Annotated in this window: 20 protein-coding genes and 3 pseudogenes; 16 read left to right on the top strand and 7 right to left on the bottom strand. The window is 75.7% G+C overall.

What is annotated here, in order from left to right; genetic code table 11:
- Positions 1-612, bottom strand: a complete 612-nt coding sequence (rpsD, locus tag AB0G08_RS22735) for a 30S ribosomal protein S4 (RefSeq protein WP_358091219.1) — start codon at positions 610-612, stop codon at positions 1-3.
- Positions 613-680: 68 nt separating this feature from the next.
- Between rpsD and AB0G08_RS22730 the strand changes: the two genes are divergently transcribed.
- Positions 681-1,439, top strand: coding sequence for a DUF2470 domain-containing protein (locus AB0G08_RS22730; RefSeq protein WP_358091217.1), 759 nt, complete (start codon positions 681-683; stop codon positions 1,437-1,439).
- Positions 1,440-1,464: 25 nt separating this feature from the next.
- On the opposite strand, the gene AB0G08_RS22725 is transcribed toward AB0G08_RS22730, so the two are convergent.
- The 3 genes from AB0G08_RS22725 to AB0G08_RS22715 form a co-directional block, all read right to left on the bottom strand.
- Positions 1,465-2,073 (bottom strand): TetR family transcriptional regulator, encoded by a 609-nt coding sequence (locus AB0G08_RS22725; RefSeq protein ID WP_357876584.1) that lies wholly within the window; start codon positions 2,071-2,073, stop codon positions 1,465-1,467.
- Positions 2,074-2,179: 106 nt separating this feature from the next.
- Positions 2,180-2,917 carry an ABC transporter permease gene (locus AB0G08_RS22720; protein ID WP_358091215.1) on the bottom strand — a complete coding sequence of 246 codons (738 nt, stop codon included), beginning with the start codon at positions 2,915-2,917 and terminating at the stop codon, positions 2,180-2,182.
- A complete protein-coding gene (locus AB0G08_RS22715; protein ID WP_358091280.1) occupies positions 2,914-3,651 on the bottom strand; it encodes an ABC transporter ATP-binding protein in 738 nt (245 codons plus the stop codon). The genes AB0G08_RS22720 and AB0G08_RS22715 overlap by 4 nt, the downstream gene beginning before the upstream one ends.
- A gap of 110 nt (positions 3,652-3,761) precedes the next feature.
- Between AB0G08_RS22715 and AB0G08_RS22710 the strand changes: the two genes are divergently transcribed.
- The 6 genes and pseudogenes from AB0G08_RS22710 to AB0G08_RS22685 all read left to right on the top strand — a co-directional run bounded on the left by AB0G08_RS22710 (position 3,762) and on the right by AB0G08_RS22685 (position 8,736).
- Positions 3,762-4,148: a MerR family transcriptional regulator gene (locus AB0G08_RS22710; RefSeq protein WP_358091213.1), complete on the top strand. Its 387-nt coding sequence runs from the start codon at positions 3,762-3,764 to the stop codon at positions 4,146-4,148.
- Positions 4,145-5,149: an aldo/keto reductase gene (locus AB0G08_RS22705; protein WP_358091211.1), complete on the top strand. Its 1,005-nt coding sequence runs from the start codon at positions 4,145-4,147 to the stop codon at positions 5,147-5,149. The genes AB0G08_RS22710 and AB0G08_RS22705 overlap by 4 nt, the downstream gene beginning before the upstream one ends.
- 178 nt (positions 5,150-5,327) lie before the next feature.
- Positions 5,328-5,924 (top strand): annotated as a pseudogene (locus AB0G08_RS22700) (phosphoribosyl-AMP cyclohydrolase); the annotation flags it as partial.
- Positions 5,925-6,104: 180 nt separating this feature from the next.
- Entirely contained in the window at positions 6,105-6,542 is a 438-nt protein-coding gene (gene hisI / locus AB0G08_RS22695; RefSeq protein WP_358091278.1) for a phosphoribosyl-AMP cyclohydrolase, read from the top strand.
- On the top strand, positions 6,539-8,122 hold the full coding sequence (locus AB0G08_RS22690) for an anthranilate synthase component I (protein ID WP_358091209.1): 1,584 nt from the start codon (positions 6,539-6,541) through the stop codon (positions 8,120-8,122). The genes hisI and AB0G08_RS22690 overlap by 4 nt, the downstream gene beginning before the upstream one ends.
- A gap of 77 nt (positions 8,123-8,199) precedes the next feature.
- Complete coding sequence (locus tag AB0G08_RS22685; RefSeq protein WP_358091276.1) at positions 8,200-8,736, top strand: Trp biosynthesis-associated membrane protein; 537 nt, start codon at positions 8,200-8,202, stop codon at positions 8,734-8,736.
- Here AB0G08_RS22685 and AB0G08_RS22680 read toward each other — a convergent pair.
- Positions 8,729-8,986 (bottom strand): hypothetical protein, encoded by a 258-nt coding sequence (locus tag AB0G08_RS22680; RefSeq protein ID WP_101415126.1) that lies wholly within the window; start codon positions 8,984-8,986, stop codon positions 8,729-8,731. The genes AB0G08_RS22685 and AB0G08_RS22680 overlap by 8 nt on opposite strands.
- A gap of 490 nt (positions 8,987-9,476) precedes the next feature.
- Here AB0G08_RS22680 and trpC point away from each other — a divergent pair, with 490 nt between their 5' ends.
- From trpC to trpA, 3 genes are all read left to right on the top strand, one after another.
- Positions 9,477-10,280, top strand: coding sequence for an indole-3-glycerol phosphate synthase TrpC (gene trpC / locus AB0G08_RS22675; protein ID WP_358091274.1), 804 nt, complete (start codon positions 9,477-9,479; stop codon positions 10,278-10,280).
- 63 nt (positions 10,281-10,343) lie between these two features.
- Positions 10,344-11,582 (top strand): tryptophan synthase subunit beta, encoded by a 1,239-nt coding sequence (gene trpB, locus AB0G08_RS22670; protein ID WP_358091207.1) that lies wholly within the window; start codon positions 10,344-10,346, stop codon positions 11,580-11,582.
- 4 nt (positions 11,583-11,586) lie between these two features.
- Positions 11,587-12,390, top strand: a complete 804-nt coding sequence (trpA, locus tag AB0G08_RS22665; protein WP_358091205.1) for a tryptophan synthase subunit alpha — start codon at positions 11,587-11,589, stop codon at positions 12,388-12,390.
- A gap of 70 nt (positions 12,391-12,460) precedes the next feature.
- On the opposite strand, the gene AB0G08_RS22660 is transcribed toward trpA, so the two are convergent.
- Entirely contained in the window at positions 12,461-13,012 is a 552-nt protein-coding gene (locus AB0G08_RS22660; RefSeq protein ID WP_358091203.1) for an NUDIX domain-containing protein, read from the bottom strand.
- A gap of 101 nt (positions 13,013-13,113) precedes the next feature.
- Between AB0G08_RS22660 and lgt the strand changes: the two genes are divergently transcribed.
- Positions 13,114-14,292, top strand: a complete 1,179-nt coding sequence (gene lgt / locus AB0G08_RS22655; RefSeq protein WP_358091201.1) for a prolipoprotein diacylglyceryl transferase — start codon at positions 13,114-13,116, stop codon at positions 14,290-14,292.
- A 12-nt stretch (positions 14,293-14,304) separates the two neighbouring features.
- The gene (locus AB0G08_RS22650) at positions 14,305-15,492 is read left to right on the top strand and encodes an NAD(P)/FAD-dependent oxidoreductase (RefSeq protein WP_358091199.1); all 1,188 of its coding nucleotides are present in this window, start codon (positions 14,305-14,307) and stop codon (positions 15,490-15,492) included.
- A 155-nt stretch (positions 15,493-15,647) separates the two neighbouring features.
- Here AB0G08_RS22650 and AB0G08_RS22645 read toward each other — a convergent pair whose 3' ends face one another.
- On the bottom strand, positions 15,648-16,493 hold the full coding sequence (locus tag AB0G08_RS22645) for a GNAT family N-acetyltransferase (protein ID WP_358091197.1): 846 nt from the start codon (positions 16,491-16,493) through the stop codon (positions 15,648-15,650).
- 146 nt (positions 16,494-16,639) lie between these two features.
- On the opposite strand from AB0G08_RS22645, the gene gltB reads away from it, so the two are divergent.
- From gltB to AB0G08_RS22625, 4 genes and pseudogenes are all read left to right on the top strand, one after another.
- Positions 16,640-21,334, top strand: coding sequence for a glutamate synthase large subunit (gene gltB, locus AB0G08_RS22640; RefSeq protein ID WP_358091195.1), 4,695 nt, complete (start codon positions 16,640-16,642; stop codon positions 21,332-21,334).
- Entirely contained in the window at positions 21,327-22,838 is a 1,512-nt protein-coding gene (locus AB0G08_RS22635; protein ID WP_358091193.1) for a glutamate synthase subunit beta, read from the top strand. Before gltB ends, AB0G08_RS22635 begins: the two co-directional genes overlap by 8 nt.
- A gap of 106 nt (positions 22,839-22,944) precedes the next feature.
- Positions 22,945-23,037 (top strand): annotated as a pseudogene (locus tag AB0G08_RS22630) (lipase); the annotation flags it as partial.
- A gap of 191 nt (positions 23,038-23,228) precedes the next feature.
- Positions 23,229-23,796 (top strand): annotated as a pseudogene (locus AB0G08_RS22625) (cell division protein FtsK); the annotation flags it as partial.

Here is a 23,796-nt window from a genome sequence, read left to right as displayed (position 1 = left end):
TCAGCGGGAGTAGAACTCCACCACCAGCTGCTCGTCGCAGATCACCGGCACCTCGTGCCGGGCGGGCTCGCGCAGCAGCGTGGTCCGCAGCTCGGCCAGCTCCACCGACAGGTACGGCTGGCCGGGGCCCTCGGTGGCGTTGGCGCCGGCGGCGGCGAGCTGGAACGGCAGGGACGCGCGGCTGCGTTCGCGCACGGCCACCACCTGCCCCGGGCGCAGCCGGTACGACGGCCGGTCGACCTTCCGCCCGTCGACGGTGAAGTGGCCGTGCGCGACCAGCTGCCGGGCCTGGTAGATGCTGCGGGCCAGGCCGGCCCGGTGCACCACCGCGTCGAGCCGTCGCTCCAGGAGCGCGACCAGGCCTTCGCCGGTCTTGCCCGCGCTGCGGGCGGCCTCGTCGAAGACGCGCCGCAGTTGGGTCTCGCTGACGTTGTACTGGTGGCGCAGGCGCTGCTTCTCGAGCAGGCGCACCTGGTAGTCCGAGGTCTTGCGGCGCTGCCGGCCGTGCACGCCGGGCGGGAAGGGGCGCCGCTCGACGTACCGCACGCACTTGCGGGTCAGCGGGATGCCGAGGGCGCGGGAGAGTCGGGCCTTGGGCCTGGGGTGGTTCACGCTGGACGTCTCCGATCCGGTGCTCTAGTCTCCGAGTTAGGTAAGGCTAACCTATGAAGGAGTCGTCCATGCGGCCCAGCCCGGCGGAGATCGTCCGCACCCTCGTCGCCGGCCGCCTGCCCGGCATCGCCCACGTCGCGCACCGGCCCGGCCCGCACCAGGTCCGGCACGTGACCGATCCGGACGGACGGGTGCTGCTGCTCGTGCCGGTGGTCAGCGACCTCGCCGCCGCGCTGCGCCCCGCCGACGGCGAATCCGAGGTGGCGCTGGTGCTGGACGTGCTGGACCTGCCGCCCGCCGCCGGCGCGCCGAGCCTCGGCCGGGCCTGGGTCTCCGGCTGGACGGCCCGCCTGGAGGGGGAGGAGGAGCGCCGCGCCGCGCTGGACTTCGCGGCCGTGGAGCCGGCCGGTGACCTGCTCGACGTCGGCACCCGGTTCCGGCTGCACCGCTTCGAGGTGGTCGAGGCCCGGTGGGAACGCGGCGACACCGTCCGCCGCATCGACCCGGAGGCGTACGCCGAGGCGGAGCCCGACCCGCTGCACGCGGTCGAGGCCGAACTCCTGGCCGACCTCGCCGACCACCACGCCAGCGAGGTGGCCGGGTACCTGCGCCGCCAGCTCGGTCTCGCCGACGGCGCACCCGACACCGCGCCCCGGGTGGTCCGGATCGACCGGTACGGCCTGCTGGTCACCCACGGGCGACCCGGCGCCCGCCGGCGCGTCCGGCTGGCGTTCCCGCGTCCGCTGGACTGCCAGGCGGAGCTGACCCGCCTCCTGCACCCGCTGGTCTGCCGCCACACCGCGCCCCGGCACGCCGACCACGCCTGACCGGAGGCGCGCCCCGGCCGTCCGGTCAGCCGGCGAAGACCTCGGCGAGGTCGCCCGTCAGGTAGCGCTGCACGGTGGGGCCGACCGCCGCGACGAGCGTCTCCGGGGCGGCCGAGGCGACCGGCTCCAGCCGGACCACGTGCCGCATCATGGCCAGCCCGATCAGCTGGCTGGCCACCAGCGAGCCGCGCAGCGGCAGCTCGGCCGGGTCGGCGTCGAGCTGGTCGAGGACCCTGCGCAGCACCTGGGTGACCAGGAACTCGCGCAGCAGCCGGGCCGTCCACTCGTTGCTCACCGCCGAGCGCAGCAGGGCCACGCCGGCGGTGCCGGCCGGGGAGTCCCAGACGCCGAGGAAGGTGCGCACCAGCCGCTCCCCGAGACCCGCGCGGTCCCCCGCGAGCACCCCCGGCAGCAGCTCGGCCGGGTCGACCGGCGCGTGCATGGCGGCCAGGAAGAGCCGGTCCTTGCTGCCGAAGTAGTGGTGCACCAGCGCCGGGTCCACCTGCGCGGCGGCGGCGACGGCCCGGATCGAGGACCCGTCGAAGCCCCGCTCGGCGAAGGCGGCGCGGGCCGCGTCGAGGATGGCCTGCCGGGTGTCCGGGTTGCCGGGTCGTCGTCCGGTCCGCCGCGCCATCGCCGCCCTTCGCTCCGTCGTCCTGCCTCGTCGTCGGCCCTCCGGCGCGCCGCCGTGCCGTGGGCCGGCCCCGGCCCCGGTCCCGCCTGCCGGCCGGGACGGCGGCTCAGCCGCTGCGCCGCCGCAGGGTGGCCGCGGCCAGCACCAGCGCCAGCGCCGCCGCGCCGGCGACCACCGCCGCGTCCCGCCACATCGTGCCGGTCGGCTCGGCGTGGGCGCCGACCTCCTGGAGCGCCTCGACGGCGTACGACAGGGGCAGCGCGTCGCTGACCGCCTGCAACCAGCCGGCCATCTCGCCCCGGGGCACGAAGAGCCCGCAGAGCAGCAACTGGGGCACCACCACGACCGGCATGAACTGTACGGCCTGGAACTCGGTGCGGGCGAAGGCGCTGCAGAAGAGCCCGAGCGCGACGGCGAGCGCGGCGTTCAGCGCGGCGATCATGACCACCAGCCCGCTGTGGCCGGCGGTGTCCAGGCCGAGGAGCCCGTACGCGACCACGGACGCGACGACCGCCTGGAGCACCGCGGCCAGCCCGAACGCGATGCCGTAGCCGAAGAGCAGGTCGAGCCTGCCCAGCGGGGTGGTGAGCAGCCGCTCCAGCGTGCCCGTGGTGCGCTCGCGCAGCATCGCGATGCTGGTCACCAGGAACATGACCACGAAGGGGAAGAAGCCGAGCATCACCAGGGCGACCCGGTCGAACGTCGACGGCTGGTCGACGTACATGGAGTGGACCAGGGCGAGCAGCGCCGACGGGACCACCAGCAGCAGCGCCACGGTGCGCCGGTCGTGCCGCAGTTGGCGCAGGATGCGGCCGGTGGTGGCGGCCAGGATCCGGGGGTTCACGACGCCTCCCGTCCGGCGGCGCCCGCCGCGCCCGCCCTGATCAGCCGCAGGAACGCCTCGTCCAGGTCGTCGGTGCCGGCGGCGGCGCGGACCGCGTCGGGGGTGTCGTCGGCGATCAGCCGCCCCTCGCGGATCAGCAGCAGCCGGTCGCAGCGGGCCGCCTCGTCCATGACGTGGCTGGAGACCAGCAGGGTGGTGCCGGCGGCGGCCATGGCGTGGAACCGGGCCCACAGGTCGGCCCGCAGCACCGGGTCCTGGCCGACGGTCGGCTCGTCGAGGACGAGCAGTTCCGGTTCGCCGACCAGGGCGCAGGCCAGCGACGCCCGGCTGCGCTGCCCGCCGGAGAGGGTGCCGACCAGTTGGCCGGCGGCCGACCCGAGCCCGACCTCGGCGACCGCCCGGTCGGCTTCGGCCCGGCCCCGGCCGTGCAGCGCGGCGAAGTAGCGCGCGTTCTCCCGCACGGTCAGGTCGGCGTAGACGCTGGGCGCCTGGGTGAGGTAGCCGACGCGACGGCGCAGCTCGGGCGACCCGGCGGGGCGCCCCAGCACGGTCACCGAGCCGGCGCCGAGCACCTGCACGCCGACCACCGACCGCAGCAGCGTGGTCTTGCCGCTGCCGCTCGGGCCGAGCAGCCCGGTGACCACGCCGCGTGGCACGGACGCGCTGACGCCGTGCAGCACCCGCCGCCCGCCCCGCCGCACGACCAGGTCGCGGACGGCGATCGCCTCGTCCACCGGCGCCTCCCCGGAGAAACTCATCATGCGTTGAACTCGACGCTAGTGGAGATGTCCGCCGGGCCGCAACGGTTGACTTCGCGTGCACTCGAACTGGAAGCCTGGAGGGCGTGGACATCACCATCCGGGAGGCGACCCTGACCGTCGGCGAGGCGGCCGAGCGGGTCGGCCTGACCACCTACACGCTGCGTTGGTACGAGCAGGAGGGCCTCGTCGCCCCGGTCGGGCGCGACTCGGCCGGGCGCCGTCGCTACACCGAACGCGACGTCGACTGGCTGTTCCTGCTCACCCGGCTGCGCCGCACGGGCATGCCGGTGCGGGACATGCGCCGCTACGCGGAGCTGGCCCGGCAGGGCGACGCCACCCTGGCCGCCCGGCGGGCGCTCTTCGAGGCGCACCGGGCCCGCGTGCTGTCCCGGATGGCCGAGCTGGAGGAGGACCTGAAGGTGCTCAACTACAAGATCGACAACTACCGCCGGGCGGAGGAGTGCCGATGATCCGCCGGAAGCTGGGCGCGTCCGGGCCCGAGGTCTCCGCGATCGGGCTGGGCTGCATGGGGATGAGCTTCGCCTACGGCGCCGGCGACGACGCCGGCTCGACCCGCACCCTGCACCGCGCGCTCGACCTGGGGGTGAACCACCTGGACACCGCCGACCTGTACGGCCACGGCCGCAACGAGGAGCTGCTCTCCCCGGTGGTGCGGGCCCGCCGCGACGAGGTCTTCCTGGCCACGAAGTTCGGCAACCGGGTGAGCGGCGACGCGACCGGCGGCACCGGCAGCCCCGGGCTGTACGTGGACAGCAGCGCCGCCTGGGCGCGCGAGGCGTGCGACGCCTCCCTGCGCCGCCTCGGGGTGGACGTCGTCGACCTGTGGTACCTGCACCGGCGCGACCCGGCGACGCCGATCGAGGAGACCGTCGGGGCGATGGCGGAGCAGGTCGCCGCCGGCAAGGTGCGGCTGATCGGCCTGTCCGAGGTCAGCCCCGCCACCCTCCGGGCGGCGCACGCGGTGCACCCGGTGACCGCCGTGCAGATGGAGTACTCGCTGTTCAGCCGGGACGTCGAGGGCGAGATGCTGGCCACCTGCCGGGAGCTGGGCGTGGCGCTGGTCGCGTACTCGCCGGTGGGGCGGGGGCTGTTGACCGGGGCGATCACCGGCCGCGAGCAGCTCGCGGCCGACGACTGGCGCGCCCGGGCGCCGCGCTTCGCGGAGGGCAACCTCGACGCCAACCTCAGGCTGGTCGACGAGGTGCGGGCGGTGGCCGACGAGATCGGCTGCACCCCCGCCCAGGCGGCGCTGGCCTGGCTGCTCGCCCAGGGCGAGGACGTCTTCCCGATCCCCGGCACCCGGCGGGTGCACCGGCTGGAGGAGAACGCGGCGGCGGCCGACATCCGGCTCACCGCCGCCCAGCGCGCCCGGCTGGGCGAGGCGGTGCCGCCCGGCGCGGTCGCCGGCGAACGGTACCCCGAAGCGGCGATGCGGTTGGTCGGGCATTAGCCTTCGGACCGGACAGCGGGTCCGCCAACGGGCATCAGGCGTGGCATCGGGCATTGCGCCCTGATCGGACGTACGGCACGATGGCGCCGTGGGTCACGCTGCGTCACCGGACGAGGGGTTCCTGGGCGAATGGGCGGCCCGGTTGCGGGCCGGGGCCGAGCAGCCCGTGGTGGGCATCATGCTGCGCGGCAGCCACGCCCGGCGGGCCGCCACCGCGCACAGCGACGTCGACGTCGACGTGCTGCTCGGTGGCGCCCCGTACGCCGCCCGCCGGGCGTTCCTGGCCGAGCACGAGGGCGGGCTGACCCACGTCTCGGTGGCCGCCCGCGACGTCCGCTCCTGGCTGACCCGCCTCGGCGAGCCGGCCGACTGGGCGTTCGGGCTGCCGGTCACGGCGCCGGCCCGGCTGTTGTGGGCGGACCCGCACTGGCGGCCCCGGATCGACCTGCCGGTGCTCTGCCACCCCGCCGGCGAGCCGCAGCTGGAGGAGCTGATCGCGACGCTCGGTAAGGTGGCGGGCGCGCGGGACGCCGACGACCACCTCGGCGTCCGGCTGGCCGCCGCCGATCTGGGCCGGCTCTGCCCGTCCGTGCTGCGGCTGGCCAACCCCACGGTCCGGGTGACGTCCCGACGGTCGGCCTTCGCCGCCGCCCTCGACCTGCCGGTGGCGCCCCCGAACTACCGCGAGGACCTGCTGCTCTGCCTCGGGCTGCGGCCCGGCTCCGTCGGCCAGCTCTGCGCCGCCGCGGCCCGCCTGGTCACCGGCGTCCTGCCGCTGATCCGCCCGTACGCCGCCGAGGTCGCGCGGGCCGCCGGCGCGGACCTGGCCGACGCCCTGACCGACGGCCGGCTGGACCGCTACGTCGACCAGCTGACCCGGCCCGCCCACCGGCGGCCGCGGCCCCGGCGGGAGCCGTCGCCCGTGCCCGCCCCGCGTGCGGGACAATGGGTCACTGTGCCCGTACCTGACGCGCCCGTGACCGGCGCCCACCCCAGTCCGCAGGAGCCCGCGGCCGACGGCAGGGTCCGTCCGTCCCGGCTCGACCCGGCCATCGCCGCCCGGCTGCGCCGCACCCCCGACGGCCTGGTCGCCGCCGTGGTCCGCCAGCACGACTCCGGCGAGGTGCTGATGGTCGCCTGGATGGACGACGAGGCGCTGCACCGCACCCTGACCACCGGCCGGGCCACCTACTGGTCGCGCAGCCGCGGGGAGTACTGGGTCAAGGGCGCCACCTCCGGGCACCACCAGTACGTCCGCGCGGTGGCGCTGGACTGCGACGGCGACGCGCTGCTGGTCGACGTCGACCAGGTCGGCGCGGCCTGCCACACGGGGCACCGCACCTGCTTCTTCACCGAGCTGCCGGTCGGCGGGGACGGGGCGCAGGCCCGGTGACCGCGCAGCGCGCGACGGGCGGGTCCGGCACCGACGGCGCGGTCAGCCCGGACCTGGCCGCCTTCACCGAGCTGGCCGCCCGCTGGCGGGTCGTCCCGGTCACCCGCCGGCTGCTCGCCGACGCGGAAACCCCGGTCGGCGTCTACCGCAAGCTCGCCGGGGGCCCGGGGACGTTCCTGCTGGAGTCCGCCGAGCAGGGCGTCGGCTCGGCCGGCCTGGCCTGGTCGCGGTACTCGTTCATCGGCGTACGCAGCAGCGCCACGCTGACCGAGCGGGACGGGGTCGCGGTGTGGACGGGGCGGCCCCCGGCCGGCCTGCCCACCTCCGGCGACCCGGTCCGGGTGCTGCGCGAGACCGTCGAGGCGCTCGCCGGCCCGGCGTGGGACGCGGCCAGCGGCATGCCCCCGCTGACCGGGGGCATGGTCGGCTACCTGGGCTACGAGCTGATCCGGCGCTTCGAGCGGCTGCCCGAGCTGACCGAGGACGACCTGGGCGTGCCCGAGCTGGGCATGATGCTCGCCGCCGACCTGGTGGTGCTGGACCACTACGACGGCTCGGCGATCCTCGTCGCCAACGCGATCCTGCCGCCGCTGTCCGACCCGGACCGGGATGCCGAGGTCGCGGCGGCGTACCACCACGCGGTCGGGCGGCTCGACGCGATGACCACCGCGCTGTCGCGGCCGATCCCGCCGATGGTCTCGACCGTCGAGCGGCCCTCGGCGGGCCAGGTGCGCAGCCGCACGCCGGAGGACGGTTACCCGAAGGCCGTCGAGGCGGCCAAGGAGGCGATCCGGGCCGGCGAGTGCTTCCAGATCGTGCTGTCCCAGCGGTTCGAGCGGGACACGCACGCCGACCCGCTGGACGTCTACCGCGTGCTGCGCACGACGAACCCCAGCCCCTACATGTACCTGCTGCGCTTCGACGGCTTCGACATCGTCGGCTCCTCGCCGGAGGCGCACCTGAAGGTGACCAGCGACGCCCAGGGGCGGCGGCGGGCTCTGCTGCACCCGATCGCCGGCACCCGGCCGCGCGGCGGCACCCCCGAGGCCGACGCGCGCCTCGCGGCGGAGCTGCTCGCCGACCCCAAGGAGCGCGCCGAGCACGTGATGCTGGTCGACCTGGGCCGCAACGACCTGGGCCGGGTCTGCCGCCCGGGCACGGTCGAGGTGCCGGAGTTCGCCACCATCGAGCGCTACAGCCACGTCATGCACATCGTCTCGACCGTCGTCGGCACGCTGCGCGAGGACCGCACGGCCTTCGACGCGCTGGCCGCGACCTTCCCCGCCGGCACCCTCTCCGGCGCGCCCAAGGTGCGGGCCATGGAGATCATCGAGGAGCTGGAGCCGGTCCGGCGGGGCCTCTACGGCGGCACCGTGGGCTACTTCGGCTTCGGAGGCGACCTGGACATGGCGATCGCGATCCGCACCGCGCTGATGCGCGACGGCAGGGCGTACGTGCAGGCCGGGGCGGGGGTGGTGGCCGACTCCGACCCGGCCGCCGAGGACCAGGAGACCCGGAACAAGGCCGCCGCCGTGCTCGCCGCCATCGCCGCCGCCGAGACCCTCCGGCCCGCCCGGTGACGGCCGCCGAGCCGCGCGGCCGGGAGCCGGGGACGGCTGCCGCGACGGACGCGGGCCGGGGCGCGCGCCGGCGCGAGCTGACGTACGCCGTGCTGCTCTGCGTGGCCGGCGCGGGCCTGGCGCTGTGGGCGTCGACCCGCACCTGGGCGGTCGAGCTGACCGCCCGGCCCACCCCGCTGCCGCCGGTCCGCGACGCCCGCACGGGCGCCGGCCTGCTGCCCTGGCTGCCGGCGTTGGCCCTGGTCGGGCTGGCCGGTGGCGGGGCCGTGCTCGCCACCCGGGGCCGGGCGCGGCGGCTGCTGGGCGGGCTGCTGTGCGGGCTCGGGGCGGCCGTGGCGGCCGGCGGCGGCTACGGCCTGGTCGCGGCGTTCGGCGGCGAGGTGGCCCGGCACTGGCCGGCGCTCTGCCTGCTCGGCGGGCTGCTCGCCACGGCGGGCGGGCTGCTGACGGCGCTGCGGGGCCCCGGGTGGCCGGCGATGGGCGCCCGCTACGAGCGGCGGCCCGCGGACGACGCCGTGCCGGCCGCCCGGGGCGAGGGCGGCCGGGTCACCGGCCGGCACACCACCCAGGCGTGGGACGCGCTGGACCGGGGCGAGGACCCGACGGTCAGCTGACCGGCTGGCGCTCGCGGGCGGCGGCGCGGGCCGCCGCCAGCTCCGCCACCAGGCGGTCGAGCTCGGCCCGCTGCTCCGCCCGGGCCCGGTCGGCGCAGACCGCCTCCCAGGCGTTGCCCCGCGCGGTGCGCATCCGGGCCTCGCCCACCACGGCGCGCTCCAGGGTGTGGACCACGCCGACGGCGAGCGACGCGACGGTACGCGAGACGGTCGTCAGTCCGATGGGCTGGTGCGGCTCGACAGTGCTCATGATCACCCCGCAGAGGTTCGTTGGTGACGGTGGGGCAGGCGCGTCATCGAGTCTGCCCGAGGACGATGCTGGCTGGTTCACGTTTCGCCGTGGTGACGGACACGTCAACTCTGCTTCCGGGGCCGCCACCAGGCAAAGGGCCGTTCGGCCTTGAGGTACGTCACAGGATCGACGGACGTCGGCGGCGGGCGCCGACCGGGCGACCGGGCGCGCCAACGGATAGGATCACGTCGATGACCAGGGTGGCGGAGGCGGGAATGGTCGAGTGGCGTTCGCGGGTGGGCGTGGTCGCCCAGCGTGACATCCCGTTCACCGGAGGTCGGCCATTATGCCCCAGCCCATCTCGTGAGGCACGCCATACCCCCGGCACCTGTCGCCAGGTGGCGCCCCCTAGCATCGGCCCATGACACCCGGAGAGGGGAGTCCGTTGGTGACTGCTGAGCATGCGCACGCGGAGGGGGACGAGGCCGGTCCGGCGGCGTCCGTAGGCGTGCTCGACGAGATCCTGGCCGGCGTGCGTGAGGACATCGCCCGGCGGCAGGAGCAGGTTCCGCTGGAGCGGATCCGCGAACTGGCCGCCGCCGCGCCACCGCCGCTGGACGCGTACGCGGCCCTGCGCAAGCCGGGCGTCGCGGTGATCGCCGAGGTGAAGCGCTCGTCGCCGTCCAAGGGGCGGCTGGCCGAGATCGCCGATCCGGCCGACCTGGCGGGCGACTACGCCGCCGGCGGCGCGCGGGCGATCAGCGTGCTCACCGAGGGGCGCTGGTTCGGCGGCTCGCTCGACGACCTGGCCGCCGTCCGAGCCGCCGTCAACATCCCGGTGCTGCGCAAGGACTTCGTGGTCTCCAGCTACCAGGTGCACGAGGCCCGCGCGCACGGCGCCGACCTGGTGCTGCTGATCGTCGCCGCCCTGGAGCAGAACGCCCTCGTCGGCCTGCTGGAGCGGATCGAGTCGCTGGGCATGACCGCGCTGGTCGAGGTCCACGACGAGGAGGAGGCCGACCGCGCGCTGGAGGCCGGCGCCCAGGTGATCGGGGTCAACGCCCGCAACCTGCGTACGCTGGAGGTCGACCGCTCGGTGTTCGAGCGGATCGCGCCCGGCCTGCCCAGCAGCGTCGTCAAGATCGCCGAGTCGGGGGTGCGCGGACCGCACGACCTCATCCGGTACGCCTCGGCGGGCGCCGACGCGGTCCTGGTGGGCGAGGGCCTGGTCACCCAGAAGAGCCCCCGCGAGGCGGTGGCCGAGCTGGTCAACGCCGGCAACCACCCGGCAACGCCCCGCCCGGTGCGCTGACCCCGCGCCGGTTCGTCAGCACCGAGAGGACGATCCCATGAGCGAGCGAAGCGGAGTGTCGGCATGAGCGCCGACGCGGCGGCCGTCCCGGTCGGTCCGCTGCCCGACGCCGCCGGTCACTTCGGCCGGTTCGGCGGCCGGTTCGTGCCGGAGGCGCTGGTCGCGGCGCTGGACGAGCTGGACGCCGCGCACCGCGCGGCGATGGCCGACGAGTCGTTCCGGGCCGAGTTCGCCGCCCTGCTGCGCGACTACGCCGGCACCCCCTCGCTGCTTTACACGGCCGAGCGGTTCTCCGCCAAGGTCGGCGCGCGGGTGCTGCTCAAGCGGGAGGACCTCAACCACACCGGGGCGCACAAGGTGCGCAACGTGCTCGGCCAGGCCCTGCTGACCAGGCGGATGGGTAAGCGCCGGGTGATCGCGGAGACCGGCGCCGGCCAGCACGGCGTCGCCACCGCCACCGCCGCCGCCCTGTTCGACCTCGACTGCGTGGTCTACATGGGCCAGGTCGACACCGAGCGGCAGGCGCTCAACGTGGCCCGGATGCGGATGCTCGGCGCCACCGTCGTCCCGGTCACCAACGGCTCGCGCACCCTCAAGGACGCGATGAACGAGGCGATGCGCGACTGGGTCGCCAACGTCGACGACACCCACTACCTGATCGGCACCGCCGCCGGGCCGCACCCCTTCCCGGCAATGGTCCGTGACTTCGTTCGCGGCATCGGCGACGAGGCGCGCCAGCAGTGCCTGGACCTGACCGGCGCGCTGCCGGACGCCGTCACCGCCTGCGTCGGCGGCGGCTCCAACGCGCTGGGCATCTTCCACGCCTTCGTCGGCGACCCCGACGTGCGGCTCTACGGCTTCGAGGCCGGCGGCGACGGGGTGGGGACCGGCCGGCACGCGGCCAGCATCACCGGCGGCTCCGCCGGGGTGCTGCACGGCACCCGGACGTACGTGCTCCAGGACGCCGACGGGCAGACGTGCGAGTCGCACTCGATCTCCGCCGGCCTGGACTACCCGGGCGTCGGGCCGGAGCACGCCTGGTTGCACGACAGCGGCCGCGCGACGTACCTGCCGGTGAACGACGACGAGGCGATGGCCGCGTTCGAGCTGCTCTGCCGGACCGAGGGCATCATCCCGGCGATCGAGAGCGCGCACGCGCTCGCCGGCACCCTCAAGGTCGCCCCGAAGCTCGCCGCGGAGCTGGGCCGGGAGCCGACGATCGTGGTCAACCTCTCCGGTCGGGGCGACAAGGACGTGCACACCGCCGGCGACTACTTCGGCATCCTCGACAAGGAGCAGTGAGAACGTGAGCCGGATCGGGGTGGCCTTCGACAAGGCCCGCGCCGACGGGCGGGCCGTGCTGGTGGGCTGCATGCCGGCCGGTTTCCCGACCGTCGAGGGCAGCATCGCCGCGATGACCGCGATGGTCTCCGCCGGCGTCGACGTCATCGAGGTGGAGATCCCGTACTCCGATCCGGTGATGGACGGCCCGGTGATCCAGAAGGCCAGCGACATCGCCCTCGCCGGCGGCGTACGCACCCGGGACACGCTGCGCATCATCGAGGCGGTCGCGGCCACCGGGGCGCCCGTGGTCACGATGACCTACTGGAACCCCGTCGAGCGGTACGGCGTCGACGCCTTCGCCCGGGACCTCGCCGCGGCCGGGGGCACCGGGCTGGTCACCCCGGACCTGATCCCGGAGGAGGCGGGCGAGTGGCTCGCCGCCTCGGACGCGTACGGGCTGGACCGCACCTTCCTGGTCTCGCCGTCGTCGACCGACGCGCGGCTGGCAATGACCGTCGGGCACTGCCGGGGCTTCGTCTACGCCACCGCCATCATGGGGGTCACCGGGGCCCGGGCGCAGACGTCCGACGCGGCGCCCGTCCTGGTCTCCCGGGTGCGGGAGGTCACCGACCTGCCGGTCGGCGTCGGGCTGGGCGTCGGCACGGGCGCGCAGGCCGGCACCGTCGCCGGGTACGCCGACGGCGTCATCGTCGGCAGCGCCCTGATCCGCTGCCTGCTCGACGCGCCGGACGAGGCGTCCGGGCTGGCCGCCCTGCGCACGCTGAGCGCGGAACTCGCCGAGGGCGTCCGCAACCCCACCCGCTGACCCCTGCCACCCGCCGCCCGGTCCGGTGCTGCGGTGTCCGGTCGGGTCAGTGCCGAGGTGTCCGCCCGGTTCAGTGCCGAGGTGTCCGGTCGGCCGGCGGTGTGCTCCGCTGGCCCGGCGGCTGGCCCGCCACCGGCGCCGGGGCGCCCGGGGCGGCGTCGCGCAGCACGCCGGAGCGGCCCGCCAGGGCGTCGGTGAGCGCCGCCCGGGTGGTCGGGGTGAGCGCCTCGGGCAGGGCCGAGGGGTGGTGCCAGGACAGCCGGCATCCGCCCGCCGGGTCGCCGGACGGTCCGGGCCCCCGCGTGCGCGCCCGGAAGACGTGCACCAGGACGTCGGGCAGCGGCCCGGCGCGCCCGGCCGCCGGCACCGGCGCGCCGGGCCCCACCGGCGACGGCCCGTGCCGCCCGGCGAGGTGGTAGAGGCCGACCAGGTCGACGATCTCGACCTCCCACCCGGTCTCGGCCCGGATGTCGCGGGTGGCCGCCCGCACGGGACTCTCGGCCGGGCGCAGCCGCCCACCGGGCAGACCGTAGCGCCGCTCGCCCCGGCCCTGCCGGCACAGCAGCACCCGACCGGCGTCGTCGGTGACGACCGCGGCGACCGCCCAGGTGAGCGCGCTCATGGACAAAGAGCCTACGGCGGTGCAAACCAGAAGTCACCGGGACCGGCGGACGGCGGACCGGGGTGCCGCCGGAGGGGCCGGCGGCGGTAGCGTGTGCACCCGTGACTCTCGCCTCGCTGACCCCCCAGGCGGCTCTGCCCAGCCCCAGCACCGCCGTCTGGCAGCTCGGACCGGTGCCGATCCGGGCGTACGCGCTGTGCATCATCGTCGGCATCGTGGTGGCCTGCTGGGTCACCGAGCGGCGGCTGCGCCAGCGCGGCGTCGCCCCCGGTGCGGTGCTCGACATCGCGGTCTGGGCGGTGCCGGCCGGCATCATCGGCGCCCGCATCTACCACGTGATCACCTCGCCGGAGAAGTACTTCGGCACCGGCGGCGACCCGCTGAAGGCGTTCGCCATCTGGGAGGGCGGTCTCGGCATCTGGGGCGCGGTGGCCGGCGGGGCCGTCGGCGCGTGGCTCGCGGCCCGACAGCTCGGCATCCCGTTCTCGGTGGTCGCCGACGCGCTGGCCCCCGGCCTGCCGCTGGCCCAGGCGATCGGCCGGCTCGGCAACTGGTTCAACAACGAGCTCTACGGCGGCCGGACCAGCCTGCCCTGGGGGCTGGAGATCCACCGGATGGACCCGGACAACCCGGGCCACGCGCTGCGCGACGACGCCGGCCAGCCGATCCTCGAACCGGGCCTCTACCACCCGACGTTCGCCTACGAGCTGCTGTGGAACCTCGGCGTGGTGGCGCTCGTCCTCGTCCTCGACCGCAAGCTGCGCCTCGGCCGGGGACGGGCGTTCGCGCTCTACGTCATGGGCTACACGGCCGGGCGGTTCTGGATCGAGCTGATGCGCACCGACGAGGCGAACACCATCCTCGGCGTACGCCTGAACGTCTGGACCGCCGGCCTGGTCTTCCTCGGCGCCCTGGCCTACTTCGTGCGGGTGCGCGGCCCCCGGGAGTACCTCGTCCCGATCGGCGCCGCCGCGACGCCCGATCCGGCCGTCGGCTCCGACGTGTCGCAGGTCGACCTGTCCGCGCGGGAGGCCGGCGCCCAGCCGGCCGCGCCGGAGGGCTACCGCGTGGTGAGCGAGGAGCAGTACCGGCACTGGCGGGAGACCGGCGAGACGCCGGCCGGGTCGGACGGGCAGGCCGGGCCCGGCGCGGCCGACACGCCTACGGCCGGTGCGGATGCCGCCCCCGGATCCGCCGGTGACGACGCCGCGTCCACCGGAAAGACCCCGGAGGACCGGGCCGGGGCCACGGGCACCCGGCCCGCCGAGCGCGACAGCTGAGAAGGAGCACCCATGCGTAGCGCGGTCGTGGTCGGCGCCGGAATCGGTGGCCTCGCGGTCGCCGGCGCGCTGGCCCGCTCCGGCTGGCGGGTCACCCTGCTGGAGCGGGCCGACCGGGTCCGCCCGGAGCCGACCGCCGTGGCGCTCTGGCCCAACGGCGTACGCGCGCTGCGCGCCCTGGGCCTCGGCGCCGGCCTGGAGGCGATCGCCACGCCGCTCGCCGACGGCGGCGTGCGCCGCCCGGACGGGCACTGGCTGGTGCAGCCCCGCCCCACCCCGGCCGACCGGATGCCGGTGGTGGTGCACCGGGAGGACCTGCACGACGCGCTGATCGCCGGCCTGGGCGACGAGGTCGAACTGCGCACCGGGGTGACCGTGCGGACGGTCCGCGCCGTGTCCGGGGAGCGGCCCTCGGTCGGCGACGGCCGGCACACCATCGAGGCCGACCTGGTCGTCGCGGCCGACGGCACCGACAGCGAGATCCGCCGGCAGCTCGCCCCGGAGTCCGGCGTGGTCAGCTCGGGCTGCGCCGCCTGGCGGGCGGTGATCCCCTGGTACCGGGCCCCGAAGCTGCCCGCCGACCGACCCGTCGGCGGCGAGGTGCTCGGAGCCGGCTACCGGTTCGTGTCCGCCTCGCTCGGCGAGCGCGGCTCCTCCGGCGCCTCCAGCCGGGGCGGCATCTACTGGGTGGCCACCGCCGTCGGCGCGCCCCGCCCGGAACCGCCGGAGACCCAGCTCGCCCTGCTGCGCCGCTGGTACGCGGGCTGGCCCGCGCCGATCGCCGAGCTGCTCGACGCCACCGACCCGACGGACCTGGTGCAGCAGGAGATCCGCGAGCTGCGGCCGCTGCCCAGGTCGTACGGCTTCCCGGCCGGCCCGGGCGGGGTGGTGCTGCTCGGCGACGCCGCGCACGCCATGCCGCCGCACCTCGGCCAGGGCGCCTGCCTCGCCTTCGAGGACGCCGCGACCCTCGCCTCGCTGCTGCGCGAGTCCCGGCTGCCCGACGCGGTGGTGGCGTACGACCGGGTGCGCCGGCCCCGGGCGGCGACGGTGGTCCGGCAGACCCGCCGGATGTCGGCGGTGCTGAAGGCCCGGGGCCCACTGGCGCTGCGCGCCCGCGACGCCGCCCTGGGCGCCCTCAGCCCGCGCCTGCTCTCGACGGCCGCCACCACGGCCGCCCAGTGGCGCCCCCCGGCCTGACCCCACCCCATCCGCGCCCCCGGACCTCGCCCCTCCCGGCTGCTGCCGATCATGCAGTTGTGGTGGGGGATGGAAGCCGCGAACCGGGTTGGACCGGGCACCACAACTGCATGATCGACGCAGCCGGGGGCGGGCGGGGCCGGGTGGGCGGCCGGTCAGGGGGTGACGGGGGTGGGTTCGGCGATGCAGGCGGTGCCGACGCGGCGGAAGCCGACGCGGAGGTAGACCCGCGCGATGTCCTCGCCGCCCGCCGAGAGGAAGACCAGGTCGGTGCCGGCGGCCAGCAGCTCGCGGGCCAGCGCGGCGGTGACCGCCGCGCCCAGGCCACGGCGGCGGGCGGCCGGCAGGGTGGCCACCCCGGCGATCTCGGCCACGTCGCCGACCCGCATCGCCATCCCGCTGGCCAGCGCGCCCTCGGCGGGCGTCTCCGCCAGCACCGACAGCCGGCGGCCGTCGGCGAGGCGGGTCCGCTCCTCGTCCAGCGCCGCCTCGTCCAGCTCGGCCACCGCGGCGTCGCGCTGCGCGGGGCCGGCCTCGCCGGGTTCGGTGCCGGCCGCGGAGAACCCGACGCCGGCGACCGCCCGCCGCGCCGCGACGTCGGCCGCGAGGCCGGGCGCCGCGGCGTCGAGCACCCGCAGCGGTACGTCCGTGAGGGTGCCCGGGTCGGGCAGGGCGGCCGGGTCGAGCACCATCAGCGGCGCCTGCAACACCGACAGCCCCGCCGAGCGGGCCACGGCCAGCAGGTCCGGGGTGGTCTCGTGCACCCACTCGAGGGCCTCGGGCAGGCCGAGCTCGCGCTGCCGCTCGCGTACCGCCGCGACGTCGGCCAGCGACGGCGGCTCGGGGGCGTCGAGCCGGGGCCGGGCGTAGAACGGCCAACCGGCGCCCTGCCGGACGAACAGCACGAGGGCCCCGTGCTCCTCCGCGCGGGCCGCATCCCGGGGCACCGCGTCGTAGAAACGCTCCAACCGGCCGAAGAGATCCTTGTGCAGAAGATCCACCGCGCGAGACTACACGTCCCAGAGTCTGGAAGGTGTGATCAATCCGCACTGGTCTTGCGCGGCGGACCCTAACGTAGACTCAATAGACCCTTGAGGGCCGACGTCGTCCCGATCGAGATCCACCCTGAGCGACGACAGGAGGCCCGGTGGCCTTTCCGTACCCTCACAGCAGCCCGAAGCAGGCCCCGCACCTCGGCCCGGGAGCGCCCGCGGCCGGGCTCTACGATCCCGCGCAGGAGCACGACGCCTGCGGCGTGGCCTTCGTGGCGGACCTGCACGGGCGGCGCTCGCACGCGGTCGTGGTCAACGGCCTCGACGCGCTCTGCCGGCTGGACCACCGGGGAGCCCGGGGCGCGGAACCGAACACCGGCGACGGCGCGGGCATCATGATCCAGATCCCGGACGCCTTCCTGCGCGCGGTGGTGGACTTCCCGCTGCCGCCCGCCGGCGAGTACGCCACCGGCCTGGTCTTCCTGCCCGACGACGACGCCGCCGAGGAGCGCGCCCGCCGCGTGGTGGAGAAGTACGCGCTGGTCGAGGGCGCCGACGTGCTCGGCTGGCGGGACGTGCCGGTCGACCCGAGCGGCCTCGGCGAGACCGCCCTGGCGGCGATGCCCCGGGTCCGGCAGCTCTTCCTCGCCGCGCACCGGCTCACCGGCTCGCCGGCCGGGCCGGCCGGGTCGTCGCTGGGCGGCATCGAGCTGGAGCGGGTGGCGTTCTGCGTGCGCAAGCAGGCCGAGCGGGAGAGCGCCGAGCGGGGCGTGCCGGCCTACTTCCCGTCGCTGTCCGGGCGGACCATGGTCTGGAAGGGCATGCTCACCCCCGACCAGCTCCCGGCGTTCTACCCGGAGCTGACCGACGCGCGGGTGCAGAGCGCGATCGCGCTGGTGCACTCCCGGTTCTCCACCAACACGTTCCCGTCCTGGCCGCTGGCGCACCCGTACCGGCTGATCGCGCACAACGGCGAGATCAACACCATCCGGGGCAACCGGAACTGGATGCAGGCCCGCGAGGCACTCCTGCGTAGCCCGAACCTCCCCGGCAACATCCGCCGGGTCTTCCCGGTCTGCACCCCCGCCGCCTCCGACTCGGCGAACTTCGACGAGGTCCTGGAGCTGCTGCACCTGGCCGGGCGGAGCCTGCCCCACTCGGTGCTGATGATGATCCCCGAGGCGTGGGAGAACGACCCGGACATGGCCGCCGACAATCGGGCCTTCTACCGCTTCCACGCGAGCCTGATGGAGCCGTGGGACGGGCCGGCCTCGGTCGCCTTCACCGACGGCGAGGTCGTCGGCGCGGTGCTCGACCGCAACGGGCTGCGCCCGGGCCGCTGGTGGCGTACGGACGACGGGCTCGTGGTGCTCGGCAGCGAGGCGGGCGTGCTCGACCTCGACCCGGCCCGGGTGGTCGCCAAGGGCCGCCTCCAGCCGGGGAAGATGTTCCTGGTCGACACCGTCGCCGGCCGGATCGTGCACGACGAGGAGATCAAGGCGGAGCTGGCGGCCGAGCAGCCGTACGCCGACTGGCTGCACGCCGGCCTGATCGAGCTGACCGACCTGCCCCCGCGCGAGCACACCGTCTACACCCACGACTCGGTACGCCGCCGCCAGCAGACCTTCGGCTACACGGAGGAGGAGCTGAAGATCCTGCTCGCGCCGATGGCGCGCACGGGCGCCGAGCCGCTCGGCTCGATGGGCACCGACACCCCGATCGCCCCGCTGTCGACCCGGCCGCGGCTGCTCTACGACTACTTCCACCAGCTCTTCGCGCAGGTCACGAACCCGCCGCTGGACGCCATCCGCGAGGAGCTGGTGACCAGCCTGGCGTCGACCATCGGGCCGGAGGGGAACCTGCTCGACCCGGGCCCGGCGAGCTGCCGGCAGATCGTGCTGCCGTACCCGGTCATCGACAACGACGAGCTGGCGAAGATCCTCTCCATCGACGAGGACGGCGACCTGCCCGGCTTCAAGGCGGTCCGGGTCTCCGGGCTCTACCGGATCCGCGAGGGCGGCGCCGGGATCAAGGCCCGGCTGACGGAGATCTGCCGGCACGTCTCCGAGGCCATCGAGGACGGCGTACGCATCCTCGTGCTGTCGGACCGCGACTCCAACGCCGACCTCGCCCCCATCCCGTCGCTGCTGCTCACCGCCGCCGTCCACCAGCACCTGGTGCGCGAGCAGACCCGCACCCAGGTGGCGTTGGTCGTCGAGTCCGGCGACTGCCGCGAGGTGCACCACGCCGCGGTGCTGATCGGCTACGGCGCGGCGGCGGTGAACCCCTACCTGGCGTTCGAGTCGGTGGAGGACATGATCTCCACGGGCGCGCTCGTCGGCGTCGAAGCGGCCAAGGCGGTCCGCAACTACGTCAAGGCCCTCGGCAAGGGCGTCCTGAAGATCATGTCCAAGATGGGCATCTCGACGGTGTCGTCGTACTGCGGGGCGCAGGTCTTCGAGGCCGTCGGGCTGGACTCCCGGCTGGTCGAGCGCTACTTCCGCGGCACCCCGAGCAAGATCGGCGGAATCGGGCTGGACGGCATCCACGCCGAGGTCGCCGCCCGGCACTCCGTGGCCTGGCCGCCGCCGGGCGCCGAGCCCACCGGCCGGCTGGAGGTGGGCGGCGAGTACCAGTGGCGCCGCGAGGGCGAGCTGCACCTGTTCAACCCGGAGACGGTCTTCCTGCTCCAGCACGCCACCCGCAGCCGCCAGTACGACGTCTTCCGTCGGTACACGGCCAAGGTCGACGAGCTGGCCGCGAAGGCGGGCTCGCTGCGCGGGCTGTTCACCCTGCGCACCGGCGTGCGGCCCCCGGTGCCGCTCGACGAGGTCGAGCCGGCCAGCGAGATCGTCAAGCGGTTCGCCACCGGCGCCATGTCGTACGGGTCGATCTCGGCGGAGGCACACGAGACCCTGGCGATCGCGATGAACCGCCTCGGCGGCAAGTCCAACACCGGCGAGGGCGGCGAGGACGTCGAGCGGCTGCACGACCCGGAGCGCCGCTCCGCCGTGAAGCAGATCGCCAGCGGCCGGTTCGGGGTGACCAGCGAGTACCTGGTCAACGCCGACGACCTGCAGATCAAGATGGCGCAGGGCGCCAAGCCCGGCGAGGGCGGGCAGCTGCCCGGCAACAAGGTCTGGCCGTGGATCGCCCGTACCCGGCACGCCACCCCGGGCGTCGGCCTGATCTCCCCGCCGCCGCACCACGACATCTACTCCATCGAGGACCTGGCGCAGCTCGTCCACGACCTGAAGTGCGTCAACCCGTCCGCCCGGGTGCACGTCAAGCTCGTCAGCGAGGTCGGCGTCGGCACCGTGGCGGCGGGCGTGGCCAAGCTCAAGGCCGACGTCATCCTGATCTCCGGCCACGACGGCGGCACCGGCGCGTCCCCGCTGAACTCGCTCAAGCACGCCGGCACCCCGTGGGAGCTGGGGCTGGCCGAGGCGCAGCAGACGCTGCTGCTCAACAAGCTGCGCGACCGGGTCACCGTGCAGGTCGACGGGCAGCTCAAGACCGGCCGGGACGTGCTGGTCGCGGCGCTGCTCGGCGCCGAGGAGTTCGGCTTCGCCACCGCGCCGCTGATCGTCGAGGGCTGCGTCATGATGCGCGTCTGCCACCTGGACACCTGCCCGGTCGGCATCGCCACCCAGAACCCGGTGCTGCGGGAACGCTTCACCGGCCGGCCGGAGTTCGTGGAGAACTTCTTCCTGTTCCTCGCCGAGGAGGTCCGCGGCTACCTGGCCGAGCTGGGCCTCCGGTCGATCGAGGAGGCCATCGGGCAGGCCGAGCTGCTCGACGTCGCCCCGGCGATCGCGCACTGGAAGGCCGGCGGGCTGGACCTGACCCCCGTGCTGCACCTGCCGGAGCTGCCGGCCGGGGCGGCGCGCCGGGGCGTCCGCGCCCAGGACCACGGCCTGGAGCTGGCGCTGGACAACGAGCTGATCGCCCTGGCCGGGCCGGCGCTGGCCGACCGTACGCCGGTGCGGGTGGAGATGGCGGTGCGCAACGAGCACCGCAGCGTCGGCGCGATGCTCGGCGGCGAGGTGACCCGCCGCTTCGGCGGGGCCGGCCTGCCCGCCGACACGATCGAGTTCACCCTGCGCGGCACCGCCGGCCAGTCGTTCGGCGCGTTCCTTCCGCGCGGGGTCACCCTGCGGCTGCACGGCGACGCCAACGACTACGTGGGCAAGGGCCTCTCCGGCGGTCGGCTCATCGTGCGCCCGGACGCCGCCGCCCCCTTCCTCGACGGCGAGGCCGCGCCGGGGCAGCGGGCCGAGGACCAGACCATCGCCGGGAACACGATCCTCTACGGGGCCACCGCGGGCGAGCTGTTCCTGCGCGGCCGGGTGGGGGAGCGGTTCGCGGTGCGCAACTCCGGCGCGGTGGCCGTCGTCGAGGGCGTCGGCGACCACGGCTGCGAGTACATGACCGGCGGGACCGTGGTGGTGCTGGGCCCGACCGGCCGCAACTTCGCCGCCGGCATGTCCGGCGGCACGGCCTTCGTGCACCAGCTGGACCGCCGCCGGGTGAACGCGGAGCTGGTCGACCTGGCGCCGCTGTCCGAGGAGGAGCAGGCGATGCTGCACGAGCTGGTGCAGCGGCACTTCGCCGAGACCGACTCGGCGGTCGCCGAGGGGCTGCTCAAGCGCTGGCCGGAAGCGGTGGCGGAGTTCACCGCCGTGGTGCCCCGGGACTACCGCCGGGTGCTGGAGATCATGCGGGCCGCCGAAGCCGCCGGCCGCGACGTCGACGACGCGGTGATGAGCGCGCTCTCCGCGCCCGCCGCGAAGTCCGTGCCGACCATGCCCGCCCCGCGGGCGACGGTCCAGGAGGTGGCTCGTGCCTGACCCGAACGGTTTCCTTCGCTACAACCGGCGGTTGCCCGCGCGTCGCCCCGTGCCGGTGCGGATCAGCGACTGGCGTGAGGTGTACCCGCCCGCCGGCGAGGAACTGATCCGCGAGCAGGCGACCCGCTGCATGGACTGCGGCATCCCGTTCTGCCACGACGGCTGCCCGCTGGGCAACCGCATCCCGGACTGGAACGACCTGGTCCGCACCGGCAACTGGGACGCCGCGGTGGACTCGCTGCACGCCACCAACAACTTCCCCGAGTTCACCGGCCGGCTCTGCCCGGCGCCCTGCGAGGCGGCCTGCGTGCTCGGCATCGGCGGGGGCGAACCGGTCACCATCAAGCAGGTCGAGGTGGAGATCGCCGACGCGGCCGTCGCGCGGGGTGGGCTGTCGCCGCGCCCGGTGCCGGCGCCGACCGGGCGGTCGGTGGCCGTGGTCGGCTCCGGGCCCGCCGGCCTCGCCGCCGCGCAGCAGCTCGCCCGCGCCGGTCACGCCGTGACGGTGTACGAGCGCGACGACGCGATCGGCGGCCTCCTGCGGTACGGCATCCCCGACTTCAAGCTGGAGAAGGTCCACATCGACCGGCGCGTGGCCCAGCTCTCCGCCGAGGGCGTGCGCTTCCGCACCGGGGTGAACGTCGGCGTCGACGTCACCGCCGAGCAGTTGCGCGCCGAGCACGACGCCGTGCTGCTCGCCTGCGGCGCGCTGCGGGGCCGGGACACCCCGGAGACCCCGGGTCGCGGGCTGCGCGGCGTGCACCAGGCGATGGACCACCTCGTCGCGGCCAACCGCGTGGTCGCCGCCGCGGCGGCGGGCGGCCGGCCCGACACGGCGGTCCTGCCCGACGGCAACCCGATCGACGCGGCCGGCAAGCACATCGTGATCATCGGTGGCGGCGACACGGCGGCGGACTGCCTGGGCGTGGCGCACCGCCAGGGCGCGGCCGGCGTACACCAGTTGGACCTCTACCCGCAGCCGCCGCAGGCCCGCGACGAGGCCCGGGACCCGTGGCCGACCTGGCCGTGGCTGCTGCGCAGCTACCCGGCGCACGAGGAGGGCGGCGAGCGGGTCTTCGCCGTCGCGGTGCAGGAGTTCGTCGACGACGGCACCGGTCAGGTGCGGGCGGTGCGGATCGCCGAGGTGACCGTGGAGAAGCGGGACGGGCGGCGCATCGTCACCCCGCTGCCAGGCTCGGAGCGGGAGTTGCCGGCCGACCTGGTGCTGTTGGCCATCGGCTTCGAGGGCACCGAGGAGCAGCCGCTGCTCGACCAGCTCGGGGTCGGCCGCAACGCGCGCGGCGCGATCGACGCCCGGCCCGACTGGCAGACCGACATCGACGGCGTCTTCGTCGCCGGCGACATGCACCGGGGCGCCTCGCTGATCGTCTGGGCGATCGCCGAGGGCCGCGCCGCGGCCGCCGCCATCCACGCCTACCTGGGCGGGACGGGCACCCTGCCCGCCCCGGTGGACCCGGCCCGCCAGCCCCTGGCCGCACGCTAACCGGCAAGTCCGGCCTGTCCCGGACGGCTGTCCTGGACGGGCCTGCCGTGGACGGCCTGCCGTGGACGAACCTGCCGGGGAGCGCATCGGGCACGTGGCTCGGGTCGACGTGTGGATCCGCGACGTCAGCGGCGTCATCGAGGCGTACCACCCGGACGCCGACGGCTACCTGCCCGCCCTCAACGCCGTCACCGGCTGACCCGCACCGGCACACCGGGACGGGCCTCTTCCTGTCGTTCTTCGGCGGGAAGGGGTCCGTCCCTGTCCGACGGTGGGGCCTCGCGCCACGGTGTGCCCGGCCGACGCGCCCGGCTCGCCACTGTCCGGGCGTCGCCGGTGTCCGTTAGGGTCCTTGGGGACCAGGCGGGGCGACGGCGACGGGAGCAGAGGGTGGGCAGGCTCGCGTCGGCGTACGGGCAGGCGGTCGCGGCGCACCGGGCGGCCCGGGCACACCTCGACACCGCCCGCCGGGCGCTCGCCGGACAGGCGCCCCACGGCACCCCGGCCGGCGCACCCGAGCTGGTCACCCGGCTCGCGGCCCTCGGCGGCGCGCTCGCCACCCCGACGCCCGGGGCCACCCCCGTGACCGCCGCCCCCGTGCCCGTCCGCGTCGGCGAGGCGTCCACCCCGGACGGCGCCTTCCCCGTCCTCGTACCGCTGGGCGGCGGCCACCACCTCGCCCTCGACGCGGACGCCCGCGACCCCCGGGTGGCGGGCCTGCTGCGGGCGCTCGTGCTGCGGCTGCTCGCCACCGCCCCGACCGGCGGCGTCCGGGTCGCCGGGATCGACACCGCCGCGCTCGGGGCCACCTTCGGGCCGCTGCGCCCGCTGGTCGACGCCGGCGTGCTCGACCCGCCGGCCACCGGGGAGGCCGAGGTGGCCGCCCTGCTCGACGCCGCCGAGCGGCACGCCCGCACCGCCCGGCACGCCGACCGCCCCGACCAGGAGCTGCTGCTGG

The organism is Micromonospora sp. NPDC023644 (assembly GCF_040640115.1).
GTDB lineage: Bacteria > Actinomycetota > Actinomycetes > Mycobacteriales > Micromonosporaceae > Micromonospora.
The sequence above is the reverse complement of the archived record's forward strand: the minus strand, read 5'-3'. Positions and strand labels throughout refer to the sequence as shown.

What these genes read in the sequence shown, in the direction of transcription:
- AB0G08_RS22730 (WP_358091217.1), top strand. Translation starts at nt 681, where the DNA reads ATGCGGCCCAGCCCGGCGGAGATCGTCCGCACCCTCGTCGCCGGCCGC.
- AB0G08_RS22725 (WP_357876584.1), bottom strand. Translation starts at nt 2,073, where the DNA reads ATGGCGCGGCGGACCGGACGACGACCCGGCAACCCGGACACCCGGCAG.
- AB0G08_RS22705 (WP_358091211.1), top strand. Translation starts at nt 4,145, where the DNA reads ATGATCCGCCGGAAGCTGGGCGCGTCCGGGCCCGAGGTCTCCGCGATC.
- AB0G08_RS22680 (WP_101415126.1), bottom strand. Translation starts at nt 8,986, where the DNA reads ATGAGCACTGTCGAGCCGCACCAGCCCATCGGACTGACGACCGTCTCG.
- trpB (WP_358091207.1), top strand. Translation starts at nt 10,344, where the DNA reads ATGAGCGCCGACGCGGCGGCCGTCCCGGTCGGTCCGCTGCCCGACGCC.
- AB0G08_RS22660 (WP_358091203.1), bottom strand. Translation starts at nt 13,012, where the DNA reads ATGAGCGCGCTCACCTGGGCGGTCGCCGCGGTCGTCACCGACGACGCC.
- AB0G08_RS22650 (WP_358091199.1), top strand. Translation starts at nt 14,305, where the DNA reads ATGCGTAGCGCGGTCGTGGTCGGCGCCGGAATCGGTGGCCTCGCGGTC.